This window comes from Isoptericola haloaureus, assembly GCF_036689775.1.
GTDB classification, from domain to species: Bacteria; Actinomycetota; Actinomycetes; order Actinomycetales; family Cellulomonadaceae; genus Isoptericola; species Isoptericola haloaureus.
In genome coordinates, this window is the sequence record NZ_JBAGLP010000118.1 from 606,360 (window position 1) to 618,726 (window position 12,367).

The window sequence follows — 12,367 nt, forward strand, 5'->3', positions numbered from 1 at the left end:
CCTAAGGATTGCCGGGCGACCGGCCCGCCAACCACCCCAGGTGCGTGTGGTGGAACGAGTCGGGCTCCTTGAGCCCGTAGCCGAACGCCCGGTCGACCCCGACGTGGAACCCCCAGGTGAGCGCCGTCGTCGTGCACACCACCTGCGCCGTGCCGTCCGCGCCGCTCGCGGCCAGGCCGCCCGCCACGAGGCCGAGGAGGACCGGTCCGACGGTCGAGTGCCCGGCGTTGTACCCGGCGGCACCCGCTCGGGGACCGCGCAGGTACCCGAGCGCCGACAGGTCGACCAGCAGGAAGCCGGCCGGCAGCACCCACCACCAGTCCGGGACCAGCCACACGGCCGCCCCGAGCAGCGCGACGGCGAGGACCAGGCCCTCGAGACGCAGCACGACGCGCGGTCGGGTCAGGACGCTCATGCCGGCACCGTACGCGCACCCGGCGGAGCCCACCCGGCCAGGACCGTGCGGCTCGCGAACGGCGCCGACCTGCGGAAACCTCGTGACCAGCGACGCCGCGACGGCGGCCTGGACCCGGAGGGAGCCCGTGGACGGTCAGACCTGGTGGAACATCGCCCTGGTGCTGGGCTTCGTGCTGCTCGGCGGGGTGTTCGCCGGGACCGAGTTCGCGCTCGTCTCGCTGCGCGAGGGGCAGATCGACGAGCTGGAGCGTCACGGGTCGCGCGGACGCCGGGTGGCCGCGGTCGCACGGGACCCGAACCGGTTCCTGGCCGCCGTGCAGATCGGCGTCACCGTGGCCGGCTTCTTCTCCGCGGCCTACGGGGCCTCGACCCTGGCGCCCGACGTCGCCCCGTCGCTGGAGGCGCTGGGACTGACGCCGGGCGCGGCCTCGACCGTCGCCCTGGTCCTGCTGACGCTGCTGATCGCCTACGCCTCGCTCGTGCTGGGCGAGCTGGTGCCGAAACGCCTGGCGCTGCAGCGCTCGGTCCAGGTGTCGCTCGTCGTCGGACCACCGCTGGACCGCTTCTCCCGCCTGATCCGACCGGTCATCTGGCTGCTGTCCCGCTCCACCGACGCCGTGGTCCGGCTGCTCGGCGGCGACCCGGGCGTGCGCGCGCCGCAGATGTCGGACGAGGAGCTGCGTCGCATCGTGCTCGAGCACCCGGGACTCTCGCGCGAGGAGCGCGACATCGTCACGGACGTCTTCACCGCCTCCGAGCGCCGGCTCACCGAGGTCATGCGCCCCCGCACCGACGTGACGTTCCTGGTCTCGACCCTCGACGTCGCCGAGGCCGTCGACGCGGTGCAGGACCAGCCGTACTGGCGGTTCCCCGTCGTCGGTGACGGGGTCGACGACGTCGTCGGTTTCGTCCATCTGCGCGATCTCGTGCGCGAGCTGCGCGCGCCGACGGGCCGACGGCGGCGGACCGTGCGCGACCTCGCCCGGCCCGCCCTGGAGATGCCGGGCACGAACCGGCTCCTGCCCTCGCTGACGACGATGCGCGAGGACGGCGTGCACCTCGCCGTCGTGCGGGACGAGTACGGCGGGACGGACGGGATCGTCACGCTGGAGGACCTCGTCGAGGAGCTCGTGCGGGACATCCGCTCCGAACCGGACCCGGGCCGCCCCGAGCTCGGCGCCGACGAGGTCGACGCGGGGCTGTCCCTCGAGGACTTCGCCCGGGAGACCGGCGTCGTGCTGGCCGAGGGCCCGTACGAGACCGCCGCCGGGTTCGTGCTCGCGACGCTCGGACGGCTCGCGGTCCCGGGCGACGTCGTCGAGACCGACGGAGCCACCCTGACGGTGACCGCCGTCGACCGTCAGCGGATCCGGGCGGTGCGGGTCGAGCGTCCTGGTCCTGCGGACGACCCCGGCGCCACGGACGGCCCCGACGCCGCAGGCGACGTCTAGGCCTCCGCACCCGCGTCCTCCGGGTCCGGCGCGTGCCGCTCGAGGAACCGGTAGACGTCGGTGTCGTCGACCCCGGGGAACACCCCGCGGGGCAGCGCGGCGAGGATCTGCTGGTGCATGCGGGCGCTCGGCCAGGAGGCCCGTTCCCACCGGTCGCTCAGGTCCTCCGGCGGGCGGCGGCAGCACGCCGGTTCGGGGCACGTCGACGTCCGCCGCACCCGGCTGTCCCGCCCCCGGAACCACTTGGCGTGCGCGTACGGCACCCCCACCGTGATGGAGAACTGCCGGCCGTCGGCCGCGGTGCCGGTCTGCACCGAGTCCCAGAACGTCCCCGCCGGGGTGTCGGTGTACTGGTAGGACTCCGTGGCCCGGTCGCGCCGCGTGAAGGCCTCCCGCCCCGGCCACCACCGGCACACGAGCTGACCCTCGATCGCACCCGTGACGTCCTGCGGCAGGGGCAGGCCGTCGTTCGCGTAGCCGCGGAAGAGCGCGCCGTCGTCCCCCACCCGCAGGAAGTGCAGCGGGATGCCGAGGTGGACGGTGGCGAGGTTGGTCAACCGCATCGCCGCCGCCTCGTGGGTGACCCCGAAGGAGTCCCGGAAGTCCTCGACGGCGAGGTCCTTGGCCCGCTTGCGCTGCTCGAGGAAGGCCACCGCCGCCGTCTGCGGCATGAGGCACGCCGCGGCGAAGTAGGTGATCTCGACGCGCTGGCGCAGGAAGTCGCCGTACGACCGGGGGCGCTCGTGCCCGAGCACCCGGTGCGCGATCGCCTGCAGCGCCAGCGACCGGAGCCCGTGCCCGCCCGGGATGGACGCCGGCGGCAGGTAGATGCGTCCGTTCTTCCAGTCGGTCACCGACCGGGCCGACCGGGGCAGGTCGTCCACGTGCAGGATCGTCAGCCCGAGCGCGCCCGCCATCTGCGCCACGGTCCGGTGCGTGAGCGCGCCCCCGGTGTACCCGGCACGCCGGGTCATGTCCTCGGCCAGGGACTCGATCTCCGGCAGGTGGTTGTCGCGCTCCTGGCGCTCGTGACGCAGCACCGTGTTGGCGCGGCGCGCCTCCTCCGGGGTGGCGATCGCCTCCTCCTCGCGGCGTGCCAGCTCCTCGTGCAGCCCGACGAGATGTTCCAGGACCGGCACCGGCAGCCGCTGGCTGGGTTTGACGACCGGTAGCCCGAGCGCGCCGAACAGCGGCCCGCGCTGCGCCCGCTCCAGCGCGATCTCCAGGGCGGCCCGGCGCGACGGCGGCTCGTCGGCGAGCAGGTCGGCCAGCGGCACCTCGAGCGCCTCGGCCAGGGACCGCAGCAGCGAGAGCCGGGGCTCGCGGCGCCCGTTCTCCACCAGCGACAGCAGGCTCGGGGCGGACTCCACCTGCTTGCCCAGCGCCTCGAGCGTCAGGCCGCGGGCGGTGCGCGCGTGCCGGATGCGACGGCCCAGGGTGATGAGGTCCGGGGCCTCCGACGACGGTTCGACGGTCATGGATTCACGCTACGTCAAGAACAGCTGATCTTCACAGACGCCGGAGCCCCAAAGTACGGCGATGGGGGTCCACAGTGTGAAGCAGAAGCCCGTCGGGTCGGCGGGCGCACCCGACGGACGGAGCAGCCATGACCTTCACCGCGAACCCCCGCAGGACCCGGCTGGCCCTCGCCGAGCTCACCCCGGACATCCTCGACCGCACCGACGGCTTCGGCCTCACCGCGAGCGACGCCGGACCGGCGGGCCACCCGTCGCCGCGGGACGTGCGCGCGTGGGTCGCCGAGATCGCCGAGCTCACCCAGCCCGACCGAATCGTGTGGTGCGACGGGTCGGCCGCGGAGAAGCAGCACCTGATCGGCGAGATGGTCGAGGCCGGGACCCTGGTCAAGCTCGCCGAGGACAAGCGCCCGAACTCCTACCTCGCCCGGTCGAACCCGTCCGACGTCGCCCGGGTCGAGTCCCGGACCTTCATCTGCTCCGAGCACGAGGAGGACGCGGGCCCCACCAACAACTGGTGCGACCCGGCCACCATGCGCGACGAGCTCGACGGCGTCTTCGAGGGGTCGATGCGGGGCCGCACGATGTACGTCGTGCCGTTCTCGATGGGCCCCGTGGGCGGCCCGATCTCCCAGGTCGGCGTGGAGGTCACCGACTCGCCGTACGTCGTCGTCTCCATGCACGTGATGACCCGCGTCTCGCCCCGGGTCGTCGACCTGATCGACGGCGGGCAGCAGTGGGTGCCGGCCGTGCACTCCGTGGGCGCCCCGCTCGCCGAGGGCGAGGAGGACGTCGCCTGGCCGTGCAACGACGACAAGTACATCGTCCACTTCCCCGAGAGCCGCGAGATCTGGTCCTACGGCTCCGGCTACGGCGGCAACGCGCTGCTCGGCAAGAAGTGCTTCGCGCTGCGCATCGCCTCGGCCATGGCGCGCGACGAGGGCTGGCTGGCCGAGCACATGCTGCTGATCCGGGTCACCTCCCCCGAGCAGCGGCAGTACCACCTGGCCGCCGCCTTCCCCAGCGCCTGCGGCAAGACGAACCTCGCCATGCTGCAGCCGACGGTCCCCGGCTGGACGGTGGAGACCCTCGGCGACGACATCGTGTGGATGCGGCCCGGTCCCGACGGCTCCCTGCGGGCCATCAATCCCGAGGCCGGCTTCTTCGGCGTCGCGCCGGGGACGGGGCCCGACACCAACCCGACCGCGATCGAGACGCTGACGCACGACGTCATCTTCACCAACGTGGCCCTCACCGACGACGGCGACGTCTGGTGGGAGGGGCTCACGCCCGAGCCGCCGGAGCACCTGATCGACTGGCGGGGCGACGACTGGACACCGGACTCCGACCGGCCCGCGGCCCACCCGAACTCCCGGTTCACCGTCGCGGCCGCGCAGTGCCCGACGATCGCCGACGGCTGGGAGGACCCGGCCGGGGTCCCCGTCGACGCGATCGTCTTCGGCGGCCGCCGGGCGTCGAACGTGCCCCTGGTGACGCAGGCGACCAGCTGGGAGCACGGCGTTTTCATGGGGGCCACCATCAGCTCCGAACGGACCGCGGCCGCCGAGGGCGCCGTCGGCGAGCTGCGCCGCGACCCGTTCGCGATGCTGCCCTTCTGCGGCTACAACATGGCCGACCACTGGGCCCACTGGCTGCGGGTCGCGGGTCTCGTCGACGACGCCCGGCGGCCCAAGATCTTCCAGGTCAACTGGTTCCGCAAGGACACCGACGGCCGGTTCATCTGGCCCGGGTTCGGCGAGAACTCCCGCGTGGTGAAGTGGATCGCCGAGCAGATCGACCGCTCGCGCGGCATCCGCACCGACCGCGGCGCGGTGACGTCGCCGCTGGGGCTGCTGCCGGCCCAGGGCGCGCTCGACACGAACGGCCTCGGCCTCACCGACACCGAGCTCGACGCGCTCTTCGACGTCCCGGCCGAGGCGTGGCTGGCCGAGACCGACCTCACCGAGGAGTTCTTCGCCCGGTTCGGCGACCACCTGCCGCAGGAGATGACCACGCAGCTCGAACGCCTGCGCGGCCGACTCCGCTGACCCCGGCTTCACCGTCGAGCGTGCTGGCTTCTCCCCTATCCAGCCAGGTTGAGGGAGAAGCCAGCACGCTCGATGCGCACCGGAGGGGTCAGCGCAGCGCAGGGCGGGCCGGCGGCCCTCCTGCCAGGATCGATCCATGGGAATCGAGGTGCTCGCCCCGTTCGCCGTCCTGGTGCTCGCCTGGGCGCTCCTGTCCGGTGCTCTGCGGCGCCGGGAGGTGACCGGGCCGCTCGTCTTCGTCGCCGCGGGGGCCCTGCTCGCCAACGACGCCTGGGGCCCGTTCCCGGTGAACATCGAGACGGCGTCGGTCCACACCCTCGCCGAGATCACGCTGGCCCTCGTGCTGTTCACCGACGCCGCCCGCATCAACCTGCGCAACCTGCGCCGCCACGCGACCCTGCCGCTGCGTCTGCTCCTCGTCGGCTTCCCGCTCACGCTGCTGCTCGGGCTCGGGGCCGCGGTGCTGATCCTCTCCGACCTGCCGTGGGAGCTGGCGCTCCTCGTCGCCGCGGCGCTGGCCCCGACCGACGCCGCGCTCAGCGCCCAGGTGATCGGCGACCGGCGGGTGCCCGGACGGCTGCGCATCGCCGTCAACGTCGAGTCCGGGCTGAACGACGGCCTCGTCACCCCGGTGGTGACGCTCGCCGTCGCCCTGGCGGCGACGACGCTCGGGGTGGGGTCGCTCGAGCGCACCGGACCCGGCGGCGCCCTGCTGGAGCTCGGCCTCGGCGTGCTGGTCGGCGGCGGGTTCGGCCTGCTCGGAGCATGGGGTGTCACGGCCTCGGCCCGGCGCGGGTGGGCCGAACCCGGTGCGCTGCCGATCGGGACGCTGGCCACCGGGGTCGCGGCCTTCTCCGTGTCGCTCTCCCTCTCCGGCAACGGGTTCGTGGCCGCGTTCGTGGGCGGCCTGGTCTTCGGTCTGGTCGTCGACCGCGAGCAGGGCGACGAGCACGAGCTCACCGAGCTGGCCGAGCTCGGCGGCGAGCTCATGACCCTGGTCGTGTGGTTCCTGTTCGGCGCCGCCCTGGTGCCGATCGCCCTGGAGCACCTGAGCCTGGCGACCGTGGGCTACGCCCTGCTGAGCCTGACGGTGGTCCGCATGCTGCCCGTCGTGCTGGCGCTCGTGGGCACGGGGCTACCGCGCCGGGACGTGCTGTTCCTCGGCTGGTTCGGGCCGCGTGGTCTCGCCTCGGTGGTGTTCGCCCTCCTGGCGGTCGAGAGCCTCGGCGAGTCCGAGCCGGTGACGTCGGCCGTCGCGACGATCGCCACGACCGTGATGCTGTCGGTGCTGCTGCACGGCGGGTCGGCGGGACCGGTCGCCGCCCGGTACGGGGTGCGGGACGACGTGCACGTGCGGGCACGGGCGAGCAGGCTCGGCCCGCCGCACGGACGCCGATGACCCGACGGTGTCAGTAGGCGCCCGGCGGCACGGGCGCCTGGGCGACCAGGACGTGCTCCAGGTCGGAGGCGTCCACGAGCGGGTCGTCCAGGTCGACCGTGATCTGCGAGTGCGCCAGCAGCCGCGCCCCGCCGGTGATCGTCGAGTGCAGGGCGCCGTACTCCCCGACCTTCGCCTCGTCCAGCACCGTGCCGACGAACCGGTTGCCCCGGGGCGAGATCGTCTCGAGCGACTCCCCGCGGGCGATCTGGCCGCGACGGGCCATCAGTGCCAGGCGCGCCGAGGTCCCGGTCCCCGTGGGGCTGCGGCACAGGACGCCGGGGTGGACGTAGGTGGCCGACGGCGACTCGTAGCGCCCCTCGCCGAGCTGCCGGACCGGGCCCATGAAGTGGGCGAACGGCAGGGGGCCGACGTGGCCGAGCTCGGGGTGCTCCTCGCGCAGCCCGGGTCGCGCGGCCCGCACGAAGGCATCGCCGAACGCCGTCAGCGCGATCTGGCTCTCGGCGTCGATGGTGAACCCGTACCGGCCGGCGTCGATGAGCGCGTAGTACGCCCCGGACCACACGAGATCGAACTCGACGTGACCGTAGTGCGGCACGTCCACGGAGAGTCCCTCGTCGGCCACGTAGGCGGGCTCGCCCTGGGTGGTGATGGACCGGACCCGGCCGCCCGCGTTGTGCGCCGTGACGCGGGCCAGGCCGGCCGGGGACTCGAGCACGACGCTCTGCTCCCCCTCGACCATCGAGATCATGCCGCTGGACAGCAGCGCCGTCGCCGTACAGATCGTGTTCGACCCGGAGTACAACGGGTAGCCCATCGCCTCCATGATGATGTACCCGGCCTGGGCCTCGGGGTGGCTCGGCTCGACGATGAGGTCCACCGACATCGCCGGGTCGCCGTACGGCTCGGACAGCAGCAGGCGCCGCAGGCCGTCGCCCTCGTGCTGCAGGTAGCGGGCCTTCTCGAGCACGGTGGCCCCGGGCAGGGGTTCGACGCCGGCGGTCACGATGCGCGAGACGTCGCCGCCGGACTGCGTGTCGATGAGGTGCAGCGTGCGCTCACGGTGCATAGGACGCCCCCACGGTCTCCCAGTGCCGGTCGGGAACCACGACCAGCTTGCCGATGTAGGTCTTGCTCATGAACGTGCGCTGCGCGTCGTGGAAGTCGGACAGCGGGAACGTCCGGTCCAGCAGCGGCTTGATGTCGCCGTTCTCGATGTACCGCACCAGCCGCCGGAACGCCGTGCGGGTGCCCTGCGAGGACCCGTGCAGCTCGAGCTGCTTGAGGTACATCGTGCGCAGGTCCAGGTTCACGACCGGCCCGCCGATCGCCCCGGCCGTGGTGTACCGGCCCTCCGGGCGCAGGATGCGCAGCAGGTCGTTGAACATCGGCCCGGCCACGAGGTCCGCCACGACGTCCACCGGGCCGTCGACGACGCGCGCCACCTCGGACACGAGGTCGTCGGCGTCGCGCAGGATCACGTCCTCGGCGCCGATCTCGCGCAGGGCGTCCTCCTTGCCGGCGCTGGTGACCGCGTAGGGGATCGCGCCGCGGACCCGGGCGAGCTGGACGATCGCCGACCCCACGCCGCCGGAGGCCCCGGTGACCAGGACGCGCTCGCCGTCGGCCAGCCGGGCCCGGTCGAGCATCTGCTCGGCCGTCAGGTAGGCGCAGCAGAAGGTGGCGAGCTGGGCGTCCGTGATGTCGCTGGTGATCTCGTAGGCGTTCTCGGCCGGCACCGTCTGGTACTCCGCGTACCCGCCGTCGCGACCGTGGCCGATGTAGTCGATGTCGGCCAGGGAGTCGTCGCCCTCCGGCCTGTGGTAGATCGAGAAGTCGACCATGACGCGCTCGCCGACCCGCCCGGCAGGGACGCCCTCGCCGACGGCGACGATCTCCCCGACGGTGTCGGCGCCCTGGATGCGGGGGAACTGGAGCGTCGACCGGCCGCGGCGCCAGGTGGAGACCTCCGCGGCGTCGGTCTCGGTGCCGTAGGCGCCTTCGCGCACCCACACGTCGGTGTTGTTCATCCCGCACGCGTGGACGTCGATGAGGACCTCGCCGGGCCCGGGCGTCGGGGTGGGAACGTCGTCGCGGTGAACGAGCTGGTCCAGGCCGCCGTGACCCACGAGCTGGACCGCCTTCATCTGGGCTGGGATCGGCTCCATCCACCGAGCCTAGGGGCCCAGGCCGGATCCTCGCCTGATCTGGTCGGCAGTTCGTCGTCGGATCGGCAGTTCGATCTGCCGATCCGACGACGAACTGCCGACCAGACACCCGGCCGCACGGTGGGAGAATCGTCGTCGTGCCCGCTCCAGACCAGCCCGCCGCGCCGTTCGCCCACATCGTCTACTTCGAGCCGCGCATCCCCGGGAACACCGGGTCGGCCATCCGGCTTGCCGCGGTGACCGGCGCACGGCTGCACCTGGTCGAGCCCCTCGGCTTCGACCTGTCCGAGGCGAAGCTCAAGCGCGCCGGCCTGGACTACCACGACCTGGCCGTCATGGACGTGCACCCGAGCCTGGACGCCGTCCTGGACATCCTGCGGGACGCCCGCGTCTTCGCCTTCTCCACCCGCGGCACGACGTCGTACACGGACGTGACCTACGCGCCCGGCGACGTGCTCCTCTTCGGCCCCGAACCGACCGGCCTGCCGGAGGAGGTGCTGGCGCACCCGCGGATCACCGGCCAGCTGAAGATCCCGATGCTGCCCGGACGCCGCTCGCTGAACCTCACGAACTCGGCCTCGATCGCGGTCTACGAGGCGTGGCGGCAGACGGGCTTCGCCGGGTCCTGAGACGGGCCCCCGGAGCGGGGATCAGGACAGCAGCCAGGTGGCCGCCCGTGCCAGCAGCCGCAGGTACGACGGCGAGTCGTAGGCCCGGACGTCGTGGCCCAGACCGCAGTACACGGTCCGTCCGCCGTGCTCCTCGGTCGTCCAGAGCACCGGCTGGGAGGCGCCCTCGTCGTCCGGCACCCAGCCCAGCACCTCCGAGGACTCCGCGACCCGCAGGTCGCAGTAGCGCTCGTCCTCCAGCTCGACGGTGTCGGGCGCCCCGGCGACGATGGGGTGCCCGCCGGTGGCGAGCCGCACCGTGGCCGGGCCGAAGGGCGGGTGGTACGACTCACCCGGGACCCAGCGGCCGCCGAGCAGGTCCCGCCAGTCCTCGGAGTCGGCGAACGTGTTCGCCGCCTGGTGCACGGCCAGCACGCGGCCGCCGTCGCGGGCCCAGCGGGACAGCGCGGAGTGGAAGGGCCGCCACGCCTCGTCGTCGGGTCCGATCCCGGCCTCGAGGAAGCCCGGCCACGAGGTCCCGGCGTTGACGACCAGCAGGTCGACCGCGTCCAGGTCGTCGAGCGCGTCGGGGAAGGTCGAGCGGACGACGACGGAGGTCGGCCGGTCGTGCACGGTCAGCTCGCTCAGCGCCTCGGCGAGCCGGTGGCTGGTCGCGGCGTGGTCGTGCCAGGGGTCCTCGTAGCGGCCGCGGCCGGCCAGGACGAGGATCCGGTGGGAGCTGTCGTCGCGCGTCGTCGTCACGTCTCCGATCGTGTCACGGACGGGCCGGGCGCGGCACGGTGGAGCCGGTGACGATCGCCGTCTCCGGCAGCACGAAGCAACGTCGGCACAGCGCCTCGTAGGTGAAGGTGCCGTCGTCGGGCAGCGGCTCCGAGGCCCCGAGCGGCTCGAGGAACGGCACGCCGTCGCGCAGCACCTGGGTGAACGCGGCGTGCAGGTCCTGGCAGCGGTCGCACACCGCCCGCCGGTAGCGCACGTCCGTCGGCCCGAGCTCGAGCAGTGCCCGGATCGTGGCGAACAGCTCGCCGCGGTGGTCCAGGTCGATGCCGCAGGCCAGCACCCGGGTGCCGCGCAGCACGAGCTCCTCGACGACGCGCACGTCGGCCGGGGTGAACATGTGCACCTCGTCGATGGCGACGACGTCCTCGGTCGTGTGCAGCAGCGGCTCGAGGGTCTCCAGCTTGATCGTCGGCACCGACGCGCCCGTGCGCGAGACGATCTTGTCGTCGCGCACGTGGCGCGACGACTGCACCACCGCGCAGCTCAGCCGCGAGTACGCCAGCGGCGCCATCTGCGCGATGAGGTCGAGCGACTTGCCGGACTTCATCGGGCCGAGCACCAGCGACAGCTCCACCGGTGCACCTCCCCCGCTCGTCGGTGGCGGGCCGGGCCCCGCCGGACAGCACCCTAACGCCCGCCGCTCACGGCCCCCTCGGCCCGGGCGAGGACCGTCTCGGCGTGCCGCAGCAGCGGGGCGTCGACCATCTGGCCGTCCACGCGAACCGCACCGCTGCCCGACGGCGGCACCCCGGCCGACGAGCCGCCCGCCGCCGCGAGCACGGCCCGGGCCCGGGCGACCTGGTCCGGAGACGGCGCGTACGCCGACCGCACCGCGGCAGCGTGCGAGGGGTGCACGCACAGCGTCGCCGCGAAGCCGACGGCGACCGCGTCCTCGGCCTCCGCCCGTACCCCGTCGAGGTCCTCCAGGTCGAGGTGCACGGCGTCGATCGCGACCTTGTCCGCCGCCCCGGCGGCCAGCAGCACCGCCGACCGGGCGTGCCGGGCCACGTCCCGGTAGCCGCCGTCGGCCCGTCGGCTCGAGGTCCCACCGAGCGAGGCCACGAGGTCCTCGGCACCCCAGGCCAGGGCCACCACGTCCGGCCGCGCGGCGAGCGCCGGGGCCGCCAGGACGCCGGCCGCCGTCTCGCACAGCGCGACGATCGCGTACGGGCCGCCGTCGGGCCGCAGCAGGGGGCCGACGTACCGGCCGTCGGCCTTGGGCAGCATGAGTACCCGGTAGGCGGTGTCGGCCAGCGCGTCGAGGTCGCGCTGGTGGTCCGCGGTCCCCACGGGGTTGACCCGCACGATCGTGCGAGCCGGGTCCAGGGGATGCTCGCGCACGGCCCGGCGTGCGTCGGCGCGGGCCGCCGGGTCGACGCCGTCCTCCAGGTCGAGGATGACGGCGTCGGCCCGCTCCGCGGCCTTGGCGTACCGGTCGGGACGGTCGGCGGGGCAGAACAGCAGCGCCGGGCCGAGGGTGAACGGTCGCGGGCTCATGGGGTCTCCCCGGCGGCGTCGGCCTCGTGGGCGGCGCGGGTCCACATCAGCACCGACCGGGTCGCGGTCGCGACCACGTCCCCGTCCTGGTTCCGTCCGGTGTGCTCCAGGGTGACGATGCCCTGGCCCGGGCGCGACGCCGAGAGGCGCCGGCCCGTCACGACGGTCTCGCCGTACAGGGTGTCCCCGTGGAACATCGGGGCCGGGAACCGGACGTCGGTGAACCCGAGGTTGGCCACGATGGTGCCCCGGGTCAGGTGCGCCACCGACAGCCCGACGAGCGTGGCGAGGGTGAGCATCGAGTTGACCAGGGGCCGCCCGAACGGCTGGGTCGCCGCCCACGCCGCGTCGAGGTGCAGGGCCTGCGGATTCATCGTCACCGAGGTGAACAACACGTCGTCGGCCTCGGTCATCGTGCGCCCGGGCCGGTGCACGTAGCGCACGTCCGGCTCCAGCTCGTCGTAGTAGTACCCGCGCTGGGTCTCCTCACGCATGGTGTCTCC

12 protein-coding genes are annotated in these 12,367 nt (G+C 73.6%); 4 read left to right on the top strand and 8 right to left on the bottom strand.

All coding sequences use genetic code 11. The features are described 5' to 3' along the window. Position 1 precedes the first annotated feature (1 nt). Complete coding sequence (locus V5O49_RS12960) at positions 2–415, bottom strand: DUF4260 domain-containing protein (RefSeq protein WP_332902562.1); 414 nt, start codon at positions 413–415, stop codon at positions 2–4. A 127-nt stretch (positions 416–542) separates the two neighbouring features. Here V5O49_RS12960 and V5O49_RS12965 point away from each other — a divergent pair, with 127 nt between their 5' ends. Continuing rightward, positions 543–1,868, top strand: coding sequence for a hemolysin family protein (locus tag V5O49_RS12965; protein WP_332902956.1), 1,326 nt, complete (start codon positions 543–545; stop codon positions 1,866–1,868). Here the strand turns inward: V5O49_RS12965 and V5O49_RS12970 are convergent. Then, entirely contained in the window at positions 1,865–3,346 is a 1,482-nt protein-coding gene (locus V5O49_RS12970) for a helix-turn-helix domain-containing protein (protein WP_332902563.1), read from the bottom strand. The two genes, V5O49_RS12965 and V5O49_RS12970, sit on opposite strands and share 4 nt — an antisense overlap. 128 nt (positions 3,347–3,474) lie before the next feature. Between V5O49_RS12970 and V5O49_RS12975 the strand changes: the two genes are divergently transcribed. Both V5O49_RS12975 and V5O49_RS12980 read left to right on the top strand, forming a co-directional pair. Then, positions 3,475–5,391 (top strand): phosphoenolpyruvate carboxykinase (GTP), encoded by a 1,917-nt coding sequence (locus tag V5O49_RS12975; protein ID WP_332902564.1) that lies wholly within the window; start codon positions 3,475–3,477, stop codon positions 5,389–5,391. Positions 5,392–5,527: 136 nt separating this feature from the next. Beyond that, complete coding sequence (locus V5O49_RS12980) at positions 5,528–6,790, top strand: cation:proton antiporter domain-containing protein (RefSeq protein ID WP_332902565.1); 1,263 nt, start codon at positions 5,528–5,530, stop codon at positions 6,788–6,790. 10 nt (positions 6,791–6,800) lie between these two features. On the opposite strand, the gene V5O49_RS12985 is transcribed toward V5O49_RS12980, so the two are convergent. Beyond that, entirely contained in the window at positions 6,801–7,859 is a 1,059-nt protein-coding gene (locus tag V5O49_RS12985) for a proline racemase family protein (protein WP_332902566.1), read from the bottom strand. After that, the gene (locus V5O49_RS12990; RefSeq protein WP_332902567.1) at positions 7,849–8,958 is read right to left on the bottom strand and encodes an alcohol dehydrogenase family protein; all 1,110 of its coding nucleotides are present in this window, start codon (positions 8,956–8,958) and stop codon (positions 7,849–7,851) included. The genes V5O49_RS12985 and V5O49_RS12990 overlap by 11 nt, the downstream gene beginning before the upstream one ends. A 137-nt stretch (positions 8,959–9,095) precedes the next feature. On the opposite strand from V5O49_RS12990, the gene V5O49_RS12995 reads away from it, so the two are divergent. Then, positions 9,096–9,587, top strand: coding sequence for a tRNA (cytidine(34)-2'-O)-methyltransferase (locus tag V5O49_RS12995; protein ID WP_332902568.1), 492 nt, complete (start codon positions 9,096–9,098; stop codon positions 9,585–9,587). Between the two features lie 21 nt (positions 9,588–9,608). On the opposite strand, the gene V5O49_RS13000 is transcribed toward V5O49_RS12995, so the two are convergent. The 4 genes from V5O49_RS13000 to V5O49_RS13015 are packed head-to-tail and all read right to left on the bottom strand — an operon-like array spanning position 9,609 to position 12,358. Continuing rightward, positions 9,609–10,328 (bottom strand): ThuA domain-containing protein, encoded by a 720-nt coding sequence (locus V5O49_RS13000; protein ID WP_332902569.1) that lies wholly within the window; start codon positions 10,326–10,328, stop codon positions 9,609–9,611. 13 nt (positions 10,329–10,341) lie between these two features. After that, positions 10,342–10,941, bottom strand: a complete 600-nt coding sequence (locus tag V5O49_RS13005) for a thymidine kinase (RefSeq protein WP_278236421.1) — start codon at positions 10,939–10,941, stop codon at positions 10,342–10,344. A gap of 53 nt (positions 10,942–10,994) precedes the next feature. After that, entirely contained in the window at positions 10,995–11,864 is an 870-nt protein-coding gene (locus tag V5O49_RS13010; RefSeq protein ID WP_332902570.1) for an HpcH/HpaI aldolase/citrate lyase family protein, read from the bottom strand. Next, positions 11,861–12,358, bottom strand: a complete 498-nt coding sequence (locus tag V5O49_RS13015; protein ID WP_332902571.1) for a MaoC family dehydratase — start codon at positions 12,356–12,358, stop codon at positions 11,861–11,863. Before V5O49_RS13015 ends, V5O49_RS13010 begins: the two co-directional genes overlap by 4 nt. Between the last annotated feature and the right edge of the window lie 9 nt (positions 12,359–12,367).

What these genes read in the sequence shown, in the direction of transcription:
- V5O49_RS12975 (WP_332902564.1), top strand. Translation starts at nt 3,475, where the DNA reads ATGACCTTCACCGCGAACCCCCGCAGGACCCGGCTGGCCCTCGCCGAG.
- V5O49_RS12980 (WP_332902565.1), top strand. Translation starts at nt 5,528, where the DNA reads ATGGGAATCGAGGTGCTCGCCCCGTTCGCCGTCCTGGTGCTCGCCTGG.
- V5O49_RS12990 (WP_332902567.1), bottom strand. Translation starts at nt 8,958, where the DNA reads ATGGAGCCGATCCCAGCCCAGATGAAGGCGGTCCAGCTCGTGGGTCAC.
- V5O49_RS12985 (WP_332902566.1), bottom strand. Translation starts at nt 7,859, where the DNA reads ATGCACCGTGAGCGCACGCTGCACCTCATCGACACGCAGTCCGGCGGC.
- V5O49_RS12960 (WP_332902562.1), bottom strand. Translation starts at nt 415, where the DNA reads ATGAGCGTCCTGACCCGACCGCGCGTCGTGCTGCGTCTCGAGGGCCTG.
- V5O49_RS12970 (WP_332902563.1), bottom strand. Translation starts at nt 3,346, where the DNA reads ATGACCGTCGAACCGTCGTCGGAGGCCCCGGACCTCATCACCCTGGGC.
- V5O49_RS13015 (WP_332902571.1), bottom strand. Translation starts at nt 12,358, where the DNA reads ATGCGTGAGGAGACCCAGCGCGGGTACTACTACGACGAGCTGGAGCCG.
- V5O49_RS13010 (WP_332902570.1), bottom strand. Translation starts at nt 11,864, where the DNA reads ATGAGCCCGCGACCGTTCACCCTCGGCCCGGCGCTGCTGTTCTGCCCC.